The following is a 19,021-nucleotide window of genomic DNA, read 5'->3' as shown; positions in this document are numbered from 1 at the left end:
CTCCGGCGTCCGTCCCACTGGTGACCGGACGCCCCGACACGCGGGCCGTCCGCACCCACTCCCGGTAGAAGGAACACGTGCAGCCCCAGCAACACCGGACGGACCTCGTGGACCTCGACGACGAGGTGCTCGCCGACCGTGCCACCGACGGTGACGTCCGGGCGTTCGAGGTCCTCATCCGACGACACACGCCGCTGCTCCGGGCCTACGCGCGACGAACGCTCGGGTCAACGGACGAGCTCGACGACGTGGTCCAGGAGACCTTCATCACCGCCTGGGACCGGCTGGACGGGCTCGAGGACCGTCGACGGGTGAAGGCCTGGCTCATGCGCATCCTCAGCCGGAAGTGCCTGGACCGCATCCGGTCGCGCCGGGACCACGACGACGTGACCGAACTCGAGATCGCCGCACCGTCCGACGGCGCCCCCGAGCGGGTGGCCGAGGCCCGGTCCCGTGAGGACGCGGTCGACCGCGCGCTCCGCGAACTGCCCCTCGACCAGCGCCGCTGTTGGGTGATGAAGGAGGTCCTCGAGTACCGCTACGAGGACATCGCCGCGGAACTCGGCCTGCCGACGTCGACCGTCCGCGGGCTGCTGTCACGTGCCCGGAAGAACATGATCCGACTCATGGAGGGATGGCGATGACCGCCGCACCCGAACCGACCGCCGCGTCCGGATCGACGGGGAGGCCCGAGCCGGACGAGCCGGACCTCGCGACCCTCGAGCCCGAGGACCTGGACGGGCACACCATCGACGAGCTCGCCGACTACCTCGACGCCGGGATGCGCCCCGCGGACCCCACGATCGACGACAGCCCCGCGTGCCAGAACGCCCTCGCCGCGATCATGCGGCTGCGGCAGGCGTCGCTCGCGTCCCTCGACCGGGCGGCCGAGGCGGAGCCGCCGGCCGACGAGTCCTGGATCGGCGGGGTCCTGGCGAACATCTCCCTCGAGGCCCGTGCCGGTCGGGACATCCCGCTGTGGCCCGCGGCTCCGACCGAGCGCCCGGTCCTGACCGAGGGCGCCGTCCGGTCGCTCGTCCGGCGTGCCGGCGACGGCGTGCCCGGTGTCGTCGTGTCCCGCTGCGTCCTCGACGGCGACGTGGGTGCACTCGCTGCGCCCGTCCGCGTCTCGGTGGAGATCGCGGTGGTGGCGGGGATCCCGCTCGTCCCGGTCGCCGACGTCGTGCGGCGGGCCGTCGAGGAGGCCCTCGCCACCCAGACCGACCTGACGGTGCAGGCCGTGGACGTCGTCGTCCGCGACCTCATCACCCCGCGGACCACGGACGAGGAGACAGCCGGATGACCGACCACACCACCCCCGGCGGCGACGTCGCCGAGGAGACCGCCGCCCCGTGGACCGTCGAGGCGCTCCTGGCGGTCGAGGCCGCCGTCCTCGCCGTCCCCGGCGTCACCGACCTCTACCGACCGCGGCCGACCATCGGCGGCGCCGTCGCGGCCGTGCGCCGCCTCGCCTCGGGTCGTGCGGGTGCCGCCGGCGCACGCGTCGGCGTCGACGGGTCGGTGCTCCGCCTGGCGATCGGGACGGACGGGACCGCACCCGCGCCCGGCGTCGCGCACGCCGTGCACGACGCGGCGCTCGAGGCTGCACAGGCCGGTGGGCGGACGCCCACCCGCATCGACGTGCGGGTGGCCCGGATCGGCTGACGGCGACGCGGCCGCAGGGAGCGGCCCGCGCCGGACGGGAGGCCCGACCCCGCCCGTCCGCGCCGGCTCACCCCGCGGTGTGGCTCAGTACCAGTTGACGGCCTGCGAGTGGGACCACGCGCTGCACGGGGTGCCGTAGGACGCGTCGATGTAGCGCAGCCCCCAGGTGATCTGGGTGCTCGCGTTGGTCCGCCAGTCTGCGGCGACCGTCGCCATCTTGGAGCCGGGGAGCGCCTGCGGGATGCCGGTCGCACCGCCGTCCGGGTTGACGGCATGGTAGTCCCAGCCGGACTCCTTCGTCCACAGGCTGTCGAGGCAGCGGAACTGGTCCGCGCCCCAGCCGTACTCGGACGACGCCATCGACGCGGCGACGGACTTCGCCCCGGCGGGGGTGTTCGCCCGTGCCTGCGCTTCCGCGGCTGCCCGTTCCGCGGCCGCACGAGCGGCGGCTGCCTCGGCGGCGGCCTGCTCCGCTGCCCGCTCCGCCGCGGCCGCGCGCGCCGCGGCGTCCCGCGCGTCCTGGTCCGCGCTCGCCTGCGCGACGTCCTGCGTGGTGTCGACGGTCGCCGCGATGCGCTCGGTCAGCGCCGAGCCGGACAGGGAGCGCACGTCGGCGAGCGACGCGATGTGCTGCTCGAGTTCCGCGGTGTCGGTCTCGGCGTTGGCGTCCTGCACGACGGTCCGGGCGGTCGCCACGGTCGCCGCGGCCTGCGCTCGGTCGAGGTCGGTTCCGGCCAGGCCGGGCGTCGCGGAGGCGCTGGGCACGCCGAGCGCCTCGCCGAGCGCGGGCTGCGTCACGGTGAGCGCACCGCCGGCGATCGCGACGACCGCGGCACCGCCGGCGAGGAGGACGCCGTGCCGGCGCAGGGTCCGACGCATCCGACGGGACGGGGTGTCGAGGGCGGCGCGCCGGGTACCGGGGACGGGGGCGCTGGAGCGGGGAGGAGTTCGCGTCATGGGTTCCGGGGGTCGGCCGGCTCGTGGTGCGGGTCCTCGGGACGACGGTGGTGCCCGGACGGGGTGCGCGGGTGGAGCGCACGCCGGACACCGGTGCGACCGGTCGTCGGGACGGCCGGGTGCACCGGGGAGACGGCAGCGGTGGGGGACCCTGCCGTCCGCGTCGTCGCGTGGACCCGCGAGCCGGGGGAGGACCGGACGGTGGTGTGGGGACCCGTCCGTTCCGCCGCGGCACGGTGACGGTCAGGTCACTCGCGGGGCGAAGCGGCCACGATGACCCGCCATCCTGGACGCGTCGTCAGCAACGGCTCCCCAGGAACCCGTCCGGAGCGCCGGTGACGGTTCGGTGACGAGCCGGAGACGGTCAGGACGGGGTGCCCGCCCGGACGGTGGGGCTCTGCGCGACGCGCTCCAGGGCGTCGAGCGCTCGGGCGATCGCGTCGACGTCGTCGGGGGACAGCTCCGCGATGAGCCCGGCGACGATGCCGGTGCGTTCGGAACGGGCTGCGTCGACGGCGTCCACCCCGGCCGGGGTGGCGCTCACCATGAACGCCCGACCGTCGCGCGGGTCCGCATCGCGCTCGATGAAGCCGCGCTGCTCGAGTTCCGTCAGGATGCGGGTCATGGTCGGCTTCGTGACGACCTCGATCCGCGACAGGTCGCCGGGCCGGAGGGGTCCGTGCTGGACGATCGAGGCCAGCGCGGACACGATGCCGTACCCGAGCGACGCCGAGTCGGTACGGGCCCGCCGGTTGATCCGACCGACGGCCGCGGCGAGTCGTGCGGCGACCTCGGTGCGGTCCGGGTCGAGGTCGGTCATGGCTGCTCCGCGGGGCTCGGATCGGGTGGTGAGCACGATCGTAGCGGTCGACGGGGTGCCGCAGACGGGGGACACGGGTGCCGTCGTCGCGCACGGCCCCGCCGTGCCGCCGGACGGCGTCGTGCCACACGGACCGGTGCTCCTGACCGAAGCTGTACGGATGCTCAGACAGGCGGGCGTCGAGCGGTCAGCGCTTCTCGCCCGGGAGCAGGTGGATCGCCTCCGTCGCGAGCTCGGCCCCGACGTTGTCCCCGTCCGCCGTCGCCGTCCGGAGCCGCCGGAAGTCCTCGGTCATCCGGTCCCAGTCGACGAGCTGGTCGAGGTCCGGCAGGCGCAGTCGGAACGCCAGGCCGTCCATCGTGTCGCGGCAGACCCGCTGCAGGTCGGCGTTCCCGCACTCGTCGACGTAGCGCGCGAAGACGCCGAGTGCGTCCCGGTTGACGGCCGGGACGTCGTGCGCCTCGAGCTCGGCGATGGTCGCGTCGAGTGCCGACAGGATCCGCTTCCGTGCGGCGGGCGACAGACGCGGCACCGCCAACCGGACGACGCCGCCGAACAGCACGCCGAGCGTCTGCATGGCCTCGACGACCTGGGCCGGGTCCGGGGTCGTCACCCGCGTGTACCGGTTCGGTGCCATCTCGATGAGCCCGGCGCGGGCGAGCTGGCTCAGGGCCTCACGGATCGGGGTCCGGGAGACGCCGAGCCAGGCGATGAGCTCGTCGTCGTTGAGGCGCTCCCCGGGCTCGAGGGTCCCGTCCATGATCGCCTCGTGGATCTTCTGCCGGACGGTGTCGCGGAGCAGCTTGTGCTCGGTCGGGGCGGAGCTGGGGACCGGCATGCGGGGACCTTCCGGGATCGGGGACGGACCCCCTCACCGTACCTGATGTGCTACCGGCAGGATGCGCCGCTCAGCTCGGGCCGAGCAGGCGCAGCGTCGCCGGGTCCTCGACCCCGCCGAACCAGCGCTCGAGGACGGACCGGAACGGGGCCGGGGCGTCGGCGGCGCGGGCGAACAGGGTCATCGACGACCGGGCCTTCACCGCGTCGATGCCGCCGAACAGCTCCTCGGCCGAGCGGGCGGGCGCGTCGCGGGCCGCGGCAGCGGCCTCGAGCAGTCGCGGTCTGAGCACCGGGTGCGCGAGGTACGCGCGGGCTTCCGGCAGGCCCGACACCGCGTAGTGCTGCGCCGTGGCGCTGCGACCGAGCCCGCTGACCTGCGGGAACACGAACCACATCCAGTGCGAGCGCTTCCGCCCGGCCCGGAGCTCGGCGAGCGCGGTCTCGTGCACACCGCGCTGGGCGGCCACGAACCGGGCGAGGTCGAACGGGTCGTCACCGTCCGGAGCCGCGGACGCCGTGCTCATCGGACGACGTCCCCCCAGGCGTACCGGACCGTCGTGCCGTCGACGACGAGCACCGAGTCGGGCGCCCGGTCGAACAGGCCCGGCAGCCCGACCGCCTCGGGCAGGTCGCCCTCGAGCCGTTCGAGTCGGGCGCTCCGCACGGTGAGCGGTGGGTGCTGGCGTTGCCAGAACAGCGTCTGGGCGAGCAGCCGCGCGTGGATCCCGGCGCGGGTGGTCAGCTCGGCGGCGAGCGGTGAGCGGTCGACCGCACCGGCCACGGCACGGACCGAGGCGGCGTGACGGGCGCCGGACGGGCCTCCTGTCCGACGGGCCGTCCGCGCCAGCCGGACCGTGCGGATCGGGTGCCGGACGCGTCCCGGGTGCCGGACGGACCGGTGCGCGACGACCTCGCCGCGACGACGGGAGCCCGCCCGGGCGAACGTGTACGGCACCCCGAGCAGCGCGTGGGCGGCGACGATGGCGGGCACGTTCGGCGTGTCCACGGTCAGGTAGGCGATCCCGCGACGGCCGGCGTCGTCGACCGTGAGGACCTCGATCGTGACCTCGGTCATCGAGCCGAGTCGGGTGGACGGCGGGAACGGCGGGACCTGCGTCTCGCGGAACACGTACGCGACGAGCCCGACCCACGCGCTGCCGTCGACGATGTCCGGGCGGGTGCCGCGCGGCACCAGACGTGCGAGCGTCTCGGGCTCGCAGCGCCAGTGTGCGAAGACGATGTCGTCCCAGGCGTGCACCGTCACCGGGCGGTGCAGCAGCGCGACGGAGGCCCGGGTCCGGGGAGCGCCCCGTCCGGGCGCAGGTGTGGGGGCCGCTTCGCTCATCGGCGCGGGGCGTGTCGGGCGACCCGTACCGCCCAGGCGACGAGCGGGAGCTGCAGGGGCAGACGGAGGACCGCGACCAGGCGCGCCACCCGACCGGAGCGGGGGCTGTCGAGCAGGTCCTCCGCCATCTTCAGGTTGGCGGGGAAGACCGCGACGAAGAGCGCGGCAGCCGCCCACCCGGCGGCACGCCGGGTGGGCGGCACGAGCAGTCCGGCGGCGATGCCGAGTTCGGCGATGCCCGACCCGAGGGTCGTCGTCCGCGGTGGGAGGGCGTCCGGCACGATGCGGTCGTAGCCGCGCGGCCGGAGGAAGTGCGTCACGCCCGCACCACCGAGGAGGAGGGCGAGGGCCGAGGCCGTCCTCGTCGCCCGTCGTGCACGTCTGGTCCGCCGTCGCATCGCCCCATCGTGCCCGTCGTACTCCGGCGGACACCCAGGTCGAACCCGGTCCGCACCACCGCCCCGGTCCACACCACCGCTCGGGGCAGCGCCACCGCTCAGACCAGCACCACCGGTCAGGTCAGCACCACCGGTCAGGTCAGCACCACCGTTCAAGTCAGGGCGGTCGCGACCAGGTCGAGGACGGCGGTGGCGACGTCCGCCTTCGACCCGGAGGTCTCGCGGACGACCTCGCCGCCGGGCACGAGGACCTCGATCGCGTTCTCCTCGCGTTCGAACCCGTGCGACCAGCCGACGTGGTTCACGACGAGCAGGTCGGCCGGCTTCCGGGCGATCTTGGCGCGGCCGAGCTCGATGCGGGCCGCGCGGTCGGGTTCGGTCTCCGCGGCGAAGCCGACGATGACCTGGCCGACCCGCCGAGCGGCGACGAGCTCGGCCAGGACGTCGGGGTTCCGGACGAGCTCGAGCGTCATCCGGTCGCCCTGCTGCTCCTTCTTGATCTTGGCGTCGAGCACCTCGGCCGGCCGGTAGTCGGCCACCGCCGCGGTCATCACGAGGACGTCGGCCTCGGGCGCGGCGGCGTGCATGGCCGCGGCGAGTTCCTGTGCCGACCCGACGCGGACGACCTCGACCGGCAGGTCCGCGGTGAGCCCCGGGTCGGTGTTCGCCGCGACGAGGGTCACGTCGGCGCCCCGCCGGGCTGCCTCCGCGGCCAGCGCGACACCCTGACGACCGCTCGAGCGGTTGCCGACGAACCGCACCGGGTCGAGCGGCTCGCGGGTCCCGCCGGCGCTGACGACGACCCGGACGCCGGCCAGGTCGCCCTGCTCGCCGCGCGCGCCGGTGTGCGGGTCGGCGGTCGGGTGCGGCGCGGCGGTCGTGCCGGCCGCGTCGGTCGTCACGGCGTCCGTGCCGTCCAGCACGGCGAGCGCGGCGCGGACGATGTCCTCGGGCTCGGACATCCGGCCGATGCCGGCGTCGTCCCCGGTGAGCGCCCCCACGACGGGACCGACGACGTGCACCCCGCGGGAGCGCAGGGTGGCGAGGTTGGTGCGGGTCGCCGGGTGCTCCCACATCTGCGGGTGCATCGCCGGCGCGACGACGACCGGCGCCTCGGTCGCGAGCAGCGTGGTGCCGAGCAGGTCGCCCGCGAGGCCGGCCGCCATCTTCGCGAGGCTGTCCGCGGTCGCCGGGGCGATCACCACGAGGTCCGCACGACGACCGAGGGCGACGTGCCGGACCTCGGCGACGTCGTCCCAGACGCTCGTGGAGACGGGGTTGCGGCTGAGGGCCTCCAGGGTGGGCAGCCCCACGAAGCGGAGCGCGCCCTCGGTCGGGACCACGTGCACGTCGTGCCCGCGCTTGACGAGGTCGCGGACCACGCCGACGGCCTTGTACGCGGCGATCCCGCCGGTGATGCCGACGACGACGGTGCGGGGACGGGCGGACTGCGGGGCTGCGTCGTTCACGACGCTCACGCTACCCGGCGCCTCCGGGGCCGCGACGGTGACCGGACGCCGCGGCCGGGATGCCGGTGCCGCGGTGGCGTGGAGCGTCGGCCCCGGGTGGCAGGATCGCCGTCATGTGCACCGTCGTCGTCCGTGTCGATCCCGCCGCTGCCTGGCCCGTGACGATGCTCGCGCTGCGGGACGAGTCGCCGGAGCGGCCCTGGGACCCGCCGGCGGCGTGGTGGCCGGACCGCGACCCGGACGTCCGTGGCGTCCGCGACCAGCAGGCCGGCGGAGCGTGGCTGGCGGCGTCGGACCGCGGCGGACTCGCGGTCGTGCTGAACCGGTGGGAGTCCACCCCCGGCGTCGACGGCGCCTGGACCACCCGCGGGACGCTGCCGCTCGACGCGGTGGTGGACGGCCTGCTGCCGGGTGCGGACGGCACGGCGCCGACCAGCCGGGCGTTCAACCTGGTGCGCGCGACCGCCGGCGGGGCCGAGGTCGTCACCTGGGACGGGACGACCGTCCGCACGACGGCGCTCGGACCCGGCGTGCACATGGTCACGCACGGCGAGCCCGACGACCCGGCCGCACCTCGGGTCGGCCGGTGGCTCGGGGCCTTCCGGGCCGTGCCCGCCCCTGCGGGGCCGCCTCCACGGGACCCGTCCGACGCGGTCGGCGCGACGGGGTCGGCTCCGGACCCTGACGGATGGGGACCGTGGTTCGGCGTGCTCGAGGGCTCGGCCACCGTGCCCGCCGACGACCCGGACGCGATCCTGCGGGACACGGTCGAGCCGGAGGGACACGTCGCCACCCTCTCGATCGTCGCCGCGGCGGTCGGCCCGGACCGGACGGTGCTGCGCCACACCCGGCTCGCGCAGCCCGGTGTCCTGCACGGTCCGCTGACGCACGACCACGCGTAGGCGTCGGACGGGCTGCCCCTCCGGCCCGCAGGTGTCCTGTCCGGTCGGGAGGCCCGTCCCGCGTCGCGCAGACCGGTCTCAGTCCGGCAGACGGGTCCCCGTCAGGTCCTCGGCGACGGCCCAGAGCGAGCGCGCCAGGTCGACTCCGCGGGCCGAACGGGGCACCGTGGCGAGCGTCGTCGGTCCCGTGATGCCGAACAGGCCGGCGGGCCCGTAGTACGCGCCGGAGGCGGCGTTCCGCCCGACGGCCGCGTAGAGCAGGGGCTCCGTGCCCTGCTCGACGTCCTGGGTGAACGGCAGCGCGCGGTCGCTCGTCGTCACCGGGCGGTCACGGCCGAGGGAGCGCCCGGCGGACTGCAGGTTCGTGCGGGTGTACCCGGGGTGCGCGATCGTCGAGGCGAGGTGCCAGTCGCGCGTGACGGCGACCTGGTGCAGGTGCAGGCCGAGCAGCAGGTCGGCGAGCTTCGACTGCGCGTAGGCGAGCCACGGCTGGTAGCCCCGCTGCCACTGCAGGTCGTCGAAGTGGATCTTCCCGGGCACGGCCGCGATGCTCGACATCGTCGCGACGCGTGGTGCCTCGGCGCGGAGGAGCGTCGGCAGGAGCAGGTTCGTCAGGGCGAACGGGCCCAGGTAGTTGGTCCCGAACTGCAGTTCGAAGCCGTCGGCGGTCTCGAAGCGCTGCCGCGGGGCCATCACGCCGGCGTTGTTGACGAGGACGTCGAGCGGTCGGTCGTCGGCGATGATCCCCTCGGCGAAGCGGTGCACGCTCGTCATGTCGGCGAGGTCGAGCTGTCGGACCTGGAGGTCGGCGTCGGGGTGCTCGCGACGGATCTCCGCGGCCGCGTCCTCGCCCTTCGACGGGGTGCGGACCGCGAGCACGACGCTCGCGCCGGCTCCGGCGAGCCGGCGGGCGGCCTCCTTGCCGGTGCCGCTGTTGGACCCGGTGACGACGATGCGTCGGCCGGTCTGGTCGGGGAGGGTCGCGGGCTGCACCATGGGGTGGACCGTACACAGCGGAACTGGGCCGCGCCGCGCCTCCCGTGCTAGGTTGTATGCATACGCATTGATTGCGCGATCCCAGGAGGGTCCCCATGAGCAACGCCTTCGGCACCGACCGCCCCTCGGACGTTCCGCCGCCCGCACCCGACCGGATCGGCCCCGTGCAGCTCGGCCTCGACACGTTCGGCGACGTCACCGACGGCCCCGACGGCAGTCCGCTGACGCACGCGCACACGCTGCGGAACCTGCTCGACGAGGCCGTCCTCGCCGACCAGGTGGGCATCGACTTCATCGGCGTCGGCGAGCACCACCGGGCCGACTACTCGGTGAGCGCGCCCGAGGTCGTCCTCGCCGCGATCGCCGCCCGGACGGAGCGCATCCGGATGGGCTCCGCCGTCACCGTGCTGTCCTCGGACGACCCGGTGCGCGTGTACGAGCGCTTCGCCACCGTCGACGCGATCTCGGACGGGCGCGCCGAGGTCGTCCTCGGTCGTGGGTCCTTCACCGAGTCCTTCCCGCTGTTCGGCTTCGACCTGCAGGACTACGAGGCGCTCTTCGAGGAGAAGCTGCAGCTCTGGAGCGCCCTCCGCAGCGGCGACACCGTCACGTGGCAGGGCACGAAGCGCGCCCCGCTCGTCGAGCAGGACGTCTTCCCGAAGCTCGAGCACGGCCCCATCCCGACGTGGATCGGCGTGGGCGGGTCCCCGCAGTCGGTGATCCGTGCCGCGTCGTACGGCATGCCGCTGTTCCTCGCGATCATCGGTGGGCAGCCGGCGCAGTTCGCCCCGTACGCCCGGCTCTACCGCCAGGCCCTCGACCAGCTCGAGCTCCCGCAGCAGCCGATCGCGATGCACTCGCCCGGGTTCGTCGCGGAGACCGACGAGGAAGCCGCCGAGCGCTACTGGCCGTTCCACAAGGCCGTCACCGACCAGCTCGGCCGGGAGCGTGGCTGGCCGCCCCTCGACCAGGCGGGCTACCGCGCCGGGCTCTCCGCGGGCGGGTCGCTCTACGTCGGATCGCCGGAGACCGTGGCGCGGAAGATCGCGCGGAACATGCGCATCCTCGGCGTCACCCGGTTCGACATGCGGTACGCGACGGGTCGCCTGCCCCACGAGGACATGATGCGGTCCATCGAGCTGTACGGCACCCGGGTCGCACCGAGGGTCCGTGAACTGCTGGCGGAGCCGGTCCCCGTCCCCTGACCCGGCGACGGACGGAGCTCCGCGTCCGGCGGTTCCCGGGCTGCCCCGCGTACCGTCGGGCGCATGTCGTCGAGCAACGAGACCACCGAACGACGGTTCCGCGGGCGGATCCTCGGCGCCGGGAGCACCTCCGGCGTCCGGTTCGTCGTCGGCATGTGGGAGTCGTCCCCGTTCGGCGCCTTCACCGACGTGTTCGTCGAGTTGCCGGACGGGTCGAGCGTGCTCCTCGCGCCCGACGAGATCGTCGCCGCGTACGTGTCCGGCACCTACCGGTTCGACGCGGTCTCCGTCGTCGACATCAGCGCCCGGCGCACCGCCCGCGGCCTCGAGCTCGACGCCGGGCCCCTCGTCGCCTCGGTCGACGTCGGCATGATCTCACCGCTCGGGCGGGTGCTCCGCATCGTGCCGAAGCGCATCGCCCGCGACCCGCGTTGGCTCACCGTGATCGACCCGGTCGCGAAGCTCGTCGCTCCCGGAGCCGGGACCGCCGGCACCGCGGGCAACGGCCGCCGCGAGTACTACGGCGTCACCGGAGCGCACGACGTCGTCGGTGTCCGCGGTACCTGGGCGGGGGAGCCGCTCGGGGACCTCGCGCCCCTGGACCCGCCCGTGCGGTTCGGGTTCGCGTCGCTGCCGAAGGTCCCGCAGGTCGTCGACGTCGAGACGACGATCCGCGAGCGCGCCTGACCGCCGGCCCCGCCGCCGGTGGGCCGACCTGCCCGAGCCTCGGCGTGGCGGACGACCCTCGCCGCCGGAGGGCCGCACGGCGTCCGCCCGGCCGAGCCTCGTGCCCGGCCGAGCCTCGGCGTGCCCGGCCCGCTCCGTGGCGCGCCCGGTCCGCTCCGTGGCGGACGGAGGGCGCGCCTCCCGGCAGGTGCCCCTCGCGGATCCCGAGCCGATCGGAGCACACTGGGAGGCAACGGTTCGCGTCCCGGTGCCGGCCCCCGTGTCGGCCGTCGGGACGCACGACGCAAAGGAGCATCATGACCGACACCCAGACCGACCACCGCGCCGCCATCTCGGACATCGTCCACGGCGCCCGGACCGCGCTGCTCACCACCGTGAGCGAGGACGGCCAGCTACACGCCCGACCCCTCGCCGTGCAGGACAAGTCGTTCCACGGGACGCTGCGGTTCCTCGTGCAGGACGGCAGCGAGAAGGTCGAGGACATCGCCCGCAACCCGCACGTCAACGTCGCCATCGAGTCGCAGGGCGGGTACCTCTCGATCGCCGGCACCGCCACCGTCACCGAGGACCGCGCCGTCGTCGACGAACTCTGGTCGCCGTTCGCCGAGGCGTGGTTCCCGGACGGGCGTGACGACCCGTCGATCCGTCTGCTCACCGTGCAGGGGGTGTCGGTCGAGTACTGGACGCAGGACACCGGACCCGTGGGGAGCCTCGTGCAGACCCTCAAGGCCGCGCTCGGGCACCAGTCGCAGCCGGACGTCGGCAGCCACGGCACCGTCGAGGTCTGACGGTCGTCGCCGCCGAACCCTCGCCGCCGAACCCTCGCCGCCGGACCCTCGCCGCCGAGCCCCTCTCCGTCGGACCCGTCGCCGCCCGGCCGTGCTTGTCGCGGACCCGGGCGGCGGCGGCGCCGGGTCCTCACGGCGCGCCGGGTCCGTCGGGCAGGCCGGGCCGGGCCGGGCCCGGCGGGCCGGTCGTCGTCAGGGTGGGCCGAGCAGCCAGAGGAGCGCGACGAACACCGGCTGCAGCACCAGGGCGCCGGTCACGAGCGTCCACCGCAGTGCCGGCTTCGCGACCAGCTCCGGCGACCCCATGAGGGGTGCGAGCGGCATGAGCAACCGGGGCGTGGACGCCATCGGCAGCGACACCGCGAAGACGTACAGCGCGTACCCCGCGGCGAACACGACCGTGGTCGGACCGAGCAGCCGGGTCGAGCGGCGGGACAACCACAGCGGGTAGAGCACGAGCAACAGCACGACGAGGAGCACGCCGCCGACGCCGAGCCACTTCGCGGTGGTGAGGAACCACGGCGACAGCGGGACGAAGTGCACCCGGCCGATGAAGTTCACCCACCAGGACATCTCGGTGGCGAGGTACGCGTCGGGTCGTCCGGTCGCCCACGCCGCGATGACCGGCCACGCGGACCCCGCCGCTGCCATCACGAGCCCGGCGACGACGACCTTGACCCGCTCCGCGACCGGGAACTCGTCGAACGACCGGGAGCCCGACCGCCGAGCCGCGACGTACCGGAGGAGCGCGAGCACGCCGAGGGTCAGCGGGATGGCGAGTGCGCCCGGCCGGGTGAACGCGGCGACGACCCCGAGCACGGTGAGCAGCCCGTACCGCCGTCGTTCCATCGCGAGCAGCGCCCCGAACGTCAGCGCCAGGAAGGCGGTCTCGGCGTACCCGACCTGCAGGAGGAACGACAGCGGACCGCACGTGAAGAAGAAGACCGCCCACAGTGCGGCCGTCGCGCCGGCGTGCTCCTGGACGAGGCGGTGGAGCAGGAAGGTGGCGACGAGGCCGGCGAGGATCGCCACGGTCGGGGCGCCGATCGTGAACGGCAGCCCGGTCGACACGGTGAGGAGCCGGATGGTGAACGGGAACGCGGGCAGGAAGGCCCAGGCGTTCTGCGCGACGTGCCCGGTCGCGTCGAGCGGCAGGACCGAGGGGTACCCGTGCAGCGAGATCGCCTCGTAGTACTGCCCGTCCCACGAGGTGAGGAACGCCGTGAAGCCGTGGTCGTTGCCCCAGATCGCGTTGTCGGGCTGCACGCGGGAGACGAGCGGGTAGACGACCATCAGCCACATCGTCGACACGAGCCGTCCGACGGTCCAGAGCAGCAGCACCGCCGACCACGCGGGCAGACTGACGACCGTGTCGACCACGCGACGACGACCCGCGGCGACCGAGCCGGTGAGGACCCCGTCCAGGCGGCTCATGCGCGCGGTCCGCAGGGGTCGAGGTGGGCAGCCGGCACGGCTCCACGCTAGTCGTCGCTCGCTGGGGACCTGGCCCGCCTCGCGTCGCGGACACCTGCGTGTCGCCGCACGGCCTCCGCATCGCGGTGCCGCAGGACCTCCGTGTCGCGCACGCCGTGCGGCCGACTAGCATCCGGAGCGATGACGACGACGACACGACGGACGAGCAGCACGGCGGTCGCCGTGCTCGTGGCGGGCACCTTCTTCATGGAGCTCCTGGACGGCACGATCCTGGCCACGGCCGCGCCGGCGATGGGGCGCGACCTCGGCGTCGACTCCGCCGCCGTCGGCGTCGCGATCACCGCCTACCTCGTCACCCTGGCGGTGTTCATCCCGGTCAGCGGGTGGATCACCGACCGCGTCGGGTCCCGCACGGTCTTCGTGGGTGCGATCGCGCTGTTCACCGTCGCGTCGGCGCTCTGCGCCGCCTCGACCGGGCTCGTCGAGCTGACGCTGTGGCGGATCCTGCAGGGTCTCGGCGGGGCGCTCATGGTGCCGGTCGGGAGGCTCGTGGTGCTCAGGAGCGCCGGTCGCGACCAACTCGTCACGGCGATCGCCATCCTGACGTGGCCGGCGCTCGCGGCGCCGATCATCGCGCCCTTCCTCGGCGGCGTGCTCGTCGACACCCTGTCCTGGCACTGGATCTTCCTCGTGAACATCCCGCTCGGGGTCGTGGCGCTCGTCGCGGCGCTCGTCCTCGTCCCGCAGGAGCGTGCGCCCGAGCGCGTGCCGTTCGACTGGCGCGGGTCGGTGCTCGCCTGCCTCGGGCTCGGCGCGCTCGTCGTGATGGCGTCGCTGCTCGCCCTCGAGACCGTGCCCGTCCTGCCGGCCGTGCTCGCCGGGGTCGTCGGCGCGCTCTGCACCTGGCTCGCGATCCGGCACTTCCGTCGGGCTCCGCACCCCATCATGGGGTTGGACGCGTTCCGGCTCGAGACGTTCCGGGTCTCGCACGCCGGCGGCAGTCTGTTCCGGCTGGCGGTGTCCGCGGTGCCGTTCGTGTTGCCGCTGCTCTTCCAGGACGCTTGGGGTTGGACCGCCCTCGAGGCCGGGTCCGCCGTCCTCTGGGTCTTCGTCGGCAACCTCGGCATCAAGCCCGCGACGACGCCGTTCCTGCGCTGGTGGGGGTACCGGCCGGTCATCGTGGTGTCCTCGGCGCTCGCGGCGCTGTCCGTCGTCGCGATGGTGTTCCTCACGCCGGAGACACCCTTCTGGCTGCTCGCCGTCCTCCTCGTCGTCAGCGGTGCGGCTCGGTCGGTGGGCTTCACCGCGTACAACACCATCGCGTTCGCCGACGTGGAACAGCCGGACATGACGGCCGCGAACACCCTGTCCTCGACGCTGCAGCAGACCGCGGCCGGGTTCGGGGTCGCCGTCGTCGCCGTCGTGCTCCGCGCTGCGTCGGGTGTCGGCGGGGACGGGCTCGCCGGGACCGCCCCGTACGCGGTGGCCTTCGGTGTGATCGCGGTCCTGCTCCTCGTCGCCTGCGTCGAGGGGCTGCTCATGAGCCGGACCGCGGGCGAGACGGTCCGCCCGGTCCGTCGCGCGCGGGCGTCGGCTGGCCGCTGAGGGGCGGCGTCCGGGCCCGGGGACCGGATCCGGCATCGGGTCGGACGCGCCGCGGTCGGCTCGTCACCGATCGTCCATCCCCGGGTCACGTGTCCGCGATCCGCACCGCGCTACAGTCTCAGCTACCTGCTGCGGTGTCCGAGTACCGTGACCGCCGCAGGAGAGAGGGCCGATCAGTGCCCGGAACGGAAGGCAGCATGGCGGCGCCACAGGAACAGGCAACGACAGACTCGACCACCGAGGTCCGGCAGGCCGCCCTGCGTGTCGTGAGCTACAACCTCCGCGAGCACACCGCGAACAGCGAACTCGCCGCACTCGCCGAGTCGTCGCAGGCCGACGTGCTCTGCGTGCAGGAGTGCGACAGCACCGACCTCGCCACCTCCGTCGGCGGACTGACCCTCGCCGCGTCCACCCAGGCGAACCGCCTCGGTCTCGCCATCTACAAGCGCGACGACCGCTTCGAGGTCCGCGACCTCGGCATCCACTCGCTGCAGAAGTCGCTGCACGACCGCGTGCTCTCGCCCGCGCACGAGCGACTCATCGCGATGCACCTCTACGACAACCAGGCCGAGACCGAGGTCATCGTCGCCTCCTTCCACGCCTCGCCCCTGACGGCGACGAACTCGTTGCGCCGCAAGCAGATCGAGGCTGCGCACGACTTCGTCCGCGACCTGTCGAGCGAGGCGCCCGCGATCATGGTCGGTGACTTCAACTACCCCTGGTTCCAGACGAACCTGCGCCGGAAGATCGAGGAGTCCGGCTTCGCGCTGTCGCTCTCCGACCAGCCGACGTACCTGCGGTACCGCAAGTTCACCGGCCACTTCGACTTCGCCACGAGCGTCGGCCTGCACATCGCCGGTGTCGAGACCCTGCCGGCGGGCATCTCCGACCACCGCCCGATCCTCGTCCGCGCGGACTACGAGGAGCCCGCCGCGGCTGGCGCCCCGGCCACGGAGGACGCGCCCGCCGCGTAGCCGCCCACGACCTCGGCGGCCGTCCGCCCGGCGCCCGCGGACGTCGGACGACCCGCTGCCGCCCTGCTCCTGCTCCGGCCATCCACGTCGAGCGGTCACGACACCCCGCTCGGCCCGTGTCGACCGGTCGCGTTCCGTCGCTCCGGTGGGTGCGGAACGACGGATCGTGTCCGCTCGGCGGCGGACAGGCCGGCGCCGACCGGTCACGTTCCGTCGCTCTGGTGCGCGCGGAACGACAGGTCGTGACCGCTAGGCGGAGGTCAGCGGCGGAGCGTCGCCCGGGCAAGGCGGTTGCCGACGAACTGCCCGAGCTGCACGATCACGACGATCGCCGCGACGGACACGTAGACGACCCACCAGTCGTACCGCTGCGACCCGTACGTGATCGCGTACTCACCGAGGCCACCGCCACCGACGAGCGCACCCTGCGCGGTCATGTCGACGATGCCGATGTAGATGAACGTGTAGCCGAGGATGAGCGGCCCGAGGCCCTCGGGGATGAGCACGGTCAGCAGGATCGACACCGGGTGCGCTCCGGAGGCCCGTGCCGCCTCGACCACGCCGGGGTCGACCGCCAGCAGGTTCTGCTCGACGATGCGGGACACCGCGAACGCCGCGGCGAGAGAGATCGCGAACGTCACCGCGGGGACACCGATCGTCGTCTGCACGACCACGCGCGAGAGCGGCGCGATCGCGGCGAGGAAGATCACGAACGGGATCGGTCGCACTAGGTTCACGACCAGGTTGATGGCCGTGTACGCGCCGCGGTTGCCGAGCAGGTTGCCCGGTCGGGTGGCGTAGAGCAGCAGGCCGAGCGCGAGGCCGATGACGCCGGCGATGACGAGCGACACGAGGGACATGACGATCGTGTCGCGGATCGCGGCGAGGAACACGTCGAAGGTGTCGATGACGCTCTGGAACGAGTTGTTCATGCGCGTGCCTCCTCGTCGACGGTGATGCCACCGGCTCGCAATGCGGCGACGGCCCGCTCCGTGGCGGTGTCCGATCCGCCGAGTTCGTACGTGAGCGAGCCGATGCGGCGCTCCCGGATCTCGGTGACCCCGCCGAACACGAGCTCCGCGGTGACACCGGCGTCGCGGAACGCCTGGTCGATACGCGCCTGCAGCCCGGTCTCGTCGGTGATCCGGACGGACACGAGCCGTCCGGGGTGGCGCTCGCGCAGCCTCGTCACGGTCTCGGCCGACGGACGGTCGTGGAGTGCGGTGCGCACGAAGCGCTGGGCGGCGCCGGTGGTCGGTGCGGAGAACACGTCGTACACGTCCCCGACCTCGACCACACGACCCTGCTCCATCACGGCGACCCGGTCGGCGATCCGGCGGACGGCGTCCATCTCGTGCGTGATGACGATGATCGTCACCCCGAGCTCGCGGTTCACGCGGCGGAGGAGCGCGAGCACCTCGGACGTGGTCTCCGGGTCGAGGGCGCTCGTGGCCTCGTCGGCGAGCAGCAGCTCGGGGTTCGACGCGAGCGCCCGGGCGATGCCGACGCGCTGCTTCTGCCCGCCGGACAGCTGCTCCGGGTAGGCGTGCGCGCGGTCGAGCAGGCCGACGAAGTCGAGCAGCTCGGCCACCCGGCGGTCCCGTTCCGCCTTCGGCACGCCGGCGACCTTGAGCGGGTACGCCACGTTGCCCGCGATGGTGCGGGAGCGGAACAGGTTGAACTGCTGGAAGACCATCCCGATCCGGCGACGTGCGGTGCGCCGGTCGCGCTCGGGGATCGCGGTGAGTTCCTGACCGGCGACCGTGACCGTGCCCGAGGTGGGCAGCTCGAGTGCGTTGACGAGCCGGACCAGGGTGGACTTGCCGGCACCGGAGTACCCGATGACGCCGAGGACCTCTCCCTGGTGGACGTCGAGGTCGACACCCTCGACCGCGGTGACGGTCTCTCCGGTGTCGGCGCGGCGGTAGCTCTTGGTGACGCCGCGGAGCTCGACGAGGGCGGCCACTACTCCGCTGCCGCCTTCGCGTCCTGCTCGACCGTGGCGAGCTCGTCCTGCAGCTCCTCGGCGTCCTGGTCGCGGGAGACCGCGTCCGGGTAGTCCTGCTTGAACGCCTTCTGCACGGCCTCGTCCTGGAACAGCTCGGCCAGTTCGCGGTACGTCGTGTTCGTCTTGTCCTCGTTGCGGACCGCGAAGACGTTCACGTACGGGGCGGCGGAGGAGCTCGTCGGGTCGTCGGTGAAGACCTTGTCCGACGCGGGGAGTCCGGCGGCGGTCGCGAAGTTGTTGTTCACGACCGCGGCCTGCACGGAACCCTGCTGCAGGGCGTTCGCGGTCTGCGAGGCGTCGAGCGGCTGCACGTCGACCTTCGCCGACTCGATGTCGTCCGTGGTGGAGAAGGCGCTGCCGCCGTCCTGCAACTCGAGCAGCTCCGCGGCCTGCAGCACGAGCAGGGCGCGGGCTTCGTTGATGGCGTCGTTCGGGATGGCGACCTTCGCGCCCTCGGGCAGGTCGGACGGCTCGTCGACCTTCGTCGCGTACAGCGGGAGCGGGTAGACGGCGGTGGAGCCGATCGGCTGCAGGTCGTCGTCCGAGGTCACGTTGTAGTTCGCCAGGTACTGGATGTGCTGGAACTGGTTGATGTCGACCTGCCCGTCCTTCAGCGCGGGGTTCGGCAGCGAGTAGTCGGCGAAGTTCGTCAGCTCGACGGTGACGTTCAACCGTTCCTTCGCGAGCTCGGTGTACGTCTTCCAGTAGGGCAGCGCCTTGTCCGCGACGCCGATGGTGACGGTCTGGGCCTTCCGGTCGGACCCGGACCCGGCGGCACCGGCCTGCTCGGAGCCGCCACCGCGGACGGCGACGACCACGAGGGCGACGACGATCGCGACGACGACGACTGCGGCCGCGACGATCCACCCGATGGGGCGCTTGCGCTTCGGACGGTCGGGCAGGACGGGTGCGGCGGTCATGGGTGCTC

Annotated in this window: 21 protein-coding genes; 9 read left to right on the top strand and 12 right to left on the bottom strand. The window is 73.7% G+C overall.

The genetic code is table 11. The annotated features are described in order from the left end of the window. The first annotated feature begins 77 nt into the window (after positions 1–77). From DEI91_RS07000 to DEI91_RS06990, 3 genes are read left to right on the top strand one after another with little or no spacing between them, the layout of a single operon-like run. The gene (locus DEI91_RS07000) at positions 78–644 is read left to right on the top strand and encodes an RNA polymerase sigma factor (protein ID WP_111051582.1); all 567 of its coding nucleotides are present in this window, start codon (positions 78–80) and stop codon (positions 642–644) included. Continuing rightward, complete coding sequence (locus DEI91_RS06995) at positions 641–1,303, top strand: hypothetical protein (RefSeq protein WP_146244229.1); 663 nt, start codon at positions 641–643, stop codon at positions 1,301–1,303. Before DEI91_RS07000 ends, DEI91_RS06995 begins: the two co-directional genes overlap by 4 nt. Further along, a complete protein-coding gene (locus tag DEI91_RS06990) occupies positions 1,300–1,665 on the top strand; it encodes a hypothetical protein (RefSeq protein ID WP_111051580.1) in 366 nt (121 codons plus the stop codon). Before DEI91_RS06995 ends, DEI91_RS06990 begins: the two co-directional genes overlap by 4 nt. Positions 1,666–1,749: 84 nt before the next feature. On the opposite strand, the gene DEI91_RS06985 is transcribed toward DEI91_RS06990, so the two are convergent. The 7 genes from DEI91_RS06985 to DEI91_RS06955 all read right to left on the bottom strand — a co-directional run bounded on the left by DEI91_RS06985 (position 1,750) and on the right by DEI91_RS06955 (position 7,494). Beyond that, positions 1,750–2,622, bottom strand: a complete 873-nt coding sequence (locus DEI91_RS06985) for a phospholipase (protein WP_258374316.1) — start codon at positions 2,620–2,622, stop codon at positions 1,750–1,752. Positions 2,623–2,986: 364 nt separating this feature from the next. Beyond that, positions 2,987–3,442, bottom strand: coding sequence for a MarR family winged helix-turn-helix transcriptional regulator (locus DEI91_RS06980; RefSeq protein ID WP_146244228.1), 456 nt, complete (start codon positions 3,440–3,442; stop codon positions 2,987–2,989). 187 nt (positions 3,443–3,629) lie between these two features. After that, positions 3,630–4,280, bottom strand: a complete 651-nt coding sequence (locus tag DEI91_RS06975) for a GntR family transcriptional regulator (protein ID WP_111051577.1) — start codon at positions 4,278–4,280, stop codon at positions 3,630–3,632. A gap of 70 nt (positions 4,281–4,350) precedes the next feature. Next, positions 4,351–4,806: a DUF1810 domain-containing protein gene (locus DEI91_RS06970; RefSeq protein WP_111051576.1), complete on the bottom strand. Its 456-nt coding sequence runs from the start codon at positions 4,804–4,806 to the stop codon at positions 4,351–4,353. Continuing rightward, positions 4,803–5,627 carry a YqjF family protein gene (locus tag DEI91_RS06965; protein WP_111051575.1) on the bottom strand — a complete coding sequence of 275 codons (825 nt, stop codon included), beginning with the start codon at positions 5,625–5,627 and terminating at the stop codon, positions 4,803–4,805. Before DEI91_RS06965 ends, DEI91_RS06970 begins: the two co-directional genes overlap by 4 nt. After that, a complete protein-coding gene (locus DEI91_RS06960; RefSeq protein WP_309148047.1) occupies positions 5,624–5,947 on the bottom strand; it encodes a hypothetical protein in 324 nt (107 codons plus the stop codon). Before DEI91_RS06960 ends, DEI91_RS06965 begins: the two co-directional genes overlap by 4 nt. Before the next feature lie 230 nt (positions 5,948–6,177). After that, positions 6,178–7,494 (bottom strand): phosphopantothenate--cysteine ligase family flavoprotein, encoded by a 1,317-nt coding sequence (locus DEI91_RS06955; RefSeq protein WP_111051714.1) that lies wholly within the window; start codon positions 7,492–7,494, stop codon positions 6,178–6,180. A 113-nt stretch (positions 7,495–7,607) separates the two neighbouring features. On the opposite strand from DEI91_RS06955, the gene DEI91_RS06950 reads away from it, so the two are divergent. After that, a complete protein-coding gene (locus tag DEI91_RS06950; RefSeq protein WP_181439515.1) occupies positions 7,608–8,396 on the top strand; it encodes an NRDE family protein in 789 nt (262 codons plus the stop codon). A gap of 78 nt (positions 8,397–8,474) precedes the next feature. Here the strand turns inward: DEI91_RS06950 and DEI91_RS06945 are convergent, their stop codons facing one another. Beyond that, on the bottom strand, positions 8,475–9,392 hold the full coding sequence (locus DEI91_RS06945) for an SDR family oxidoreductase (protein ID WP_111051572.1): 918 nt from the start codon (positions 9,390–9,392) through the stop codon (positions 8,475–8,477). 95 nt (positions 9,393–9,487) lie between these two features. Between DEI91_RS06945 and DEI91_RS06940 the strand changes: the two genes are divergently transcribed. The 3 genes from DEI91_RS06940 to DEI91_RS06930 all read left to right on the top strand — a co-directional run bounded on the left by DEI91_RS06940 (position 9,488) and on the right by DEI91_RS06930 (position 12,072). Beyond that, positions 9,488–10,597: an LLM class flavin-dependent oxidoreductase gene (locus tag DEI91_RS06940; protein WP_111051571.1), complete on the top strand. Its 1,110-nt coding sequence runs from the start codon at positions 9,488–9,490 to the stop codon at positions 10,595–10,597. A 63-nt stretch (positions 10,598–10,660) separates the two neighbouring features. After that, complete coding sequence (locus tag DEI91_RS06935; RefSeq protein WP_111051570.1) at positions 10,661–11,284, top strand: hypothetical protein; 624 nt, start codon at positions 10,661–10,663, stop codon at positions 11,282–11,284. Between the two features lie 296 nt (positions 11,285–11,580). After that, positions 11,581–12,072, top strand: a complete 492-nt coding sequence (locus DEI91_RS06930; protein ID WP_111051569.1) for a pyridoxamine 5'-phosphate oxidase family protein — start codon at positions 11,581–11,583, stop codon at positions 12,070–12,072. A gap of 192 nt (positions 12,073–12,264) precedes the next feature. On the opposite strand, the gene DEI91_RS06925 is transcribed toward DEI91_RS06930, so the two are convergent. Beyond that, positions 12,265–13,506, bottom strand: coding sequence for a hypothetical protein (locus tag DEI91_RS06925; protein WP_111051568.1), 1,242 nt, complete (start codon positions 13,504–13,506; stop codon positions 12,265–12,267). A gap of 180 nt (positions 13,507–13,686) precedes the next feature. Between DEI91_RS06925 and DEI91_RS06920 the strand changes: the two genes are divergently transcribed. Both DEI91_RS06920 and DEI91_RS06915 read left to right on the top strand, forming a co-directional pair. Continuing rightward, positions 13,687–15,111 carry an MFS transporter gene (locus DEI91_RS06920; RefSeq protein WP_111051567.1) on the top strand — a complete coding sequence of 475 codons (1,425 nt, stop codon included), beginning with the start codon at positions 13,687–13,689 and terminating at the stop codon, positions 15,109–15,111. A 197-nt stretch (positions 15,112–15,308) separates the two neighbouring features. Then, positions 15,309–16,085 (top strand): endonuclease/exonuclease/phosphatase family protein, encoded by a 777-nt coding sequence (locus tag DEI91_RS06915; RefSeq protein WP_181439514.1) that lies wholly within the window; start codon positions 15,309–15,311, stop codon positions 16,083–16,085. Positions 16,086–16,345: 260 nt separating this feature from the next. Here DEI91_RS06915 and DEI91_RS06910 read toward each other — a convergent pair whose 3' ends face one another. From DEI91_RS06910 to DEI91_RS06900, 3 genes are read right to left on the bottom strand one after another with little or no spacing between them, the layout of a single operon-like run. After that, positions 16,346–17,017: a methionine ABC transporter permease gene (locus DEI91_RS06910; protein WP_111051566.1), complete on the bottom strand. Its 672-nt coding sequence runs from the start codon at positions 17,015–17,017 to the stop codon at positions 16,346–16,348. Next, positions 17,014–18,051, bottom strand: coding sequence for a methionine ABC transporter ATP-binding protein (locus tag DEI91_RS06905; RefSeq protein ID WP_111051565.1), 1,038 nt, complete (start codon positions 18,049–18,051; stop codon positions 17,014–17,016). The genes DEI91_RS06910 and DEI91_RS06905 overlap by 4 nt, the downstream gene beginning before the upstream one ends. Further along, on the bottom strand, positions 18,051–19,013 hold the full coding sequence (locus tag DEI91_RS06900; RefSeq protein WP_111051564.1) for a MetQ/NlpA family ABC transporter substrate-binding protein: 963 nt from the start codon (positions 19,011–19,013) through the stop codon (positions 18,051–18,053). Before DEI91_RS06900 ends, DEI91_RS06905 begins: the two co-directional genes overlap by 1 nt. Between the last annotated feature and the right edge of the window lie 8 nt (positions 19,014–19,021).

This window comes from Curtobacterium sp. MCBD17_032, assembly GCF_003234855.1.
Lineage (GTDB): Bacteria > Actinomycetota > Actinomycetes > Actinomycetales > Microbacteriaceae > Curtobacterium.
Note: the sequence above shows the minus strand (reverse complement) of the source record. Positions and strands in the feature narration are given on the sequence as shown.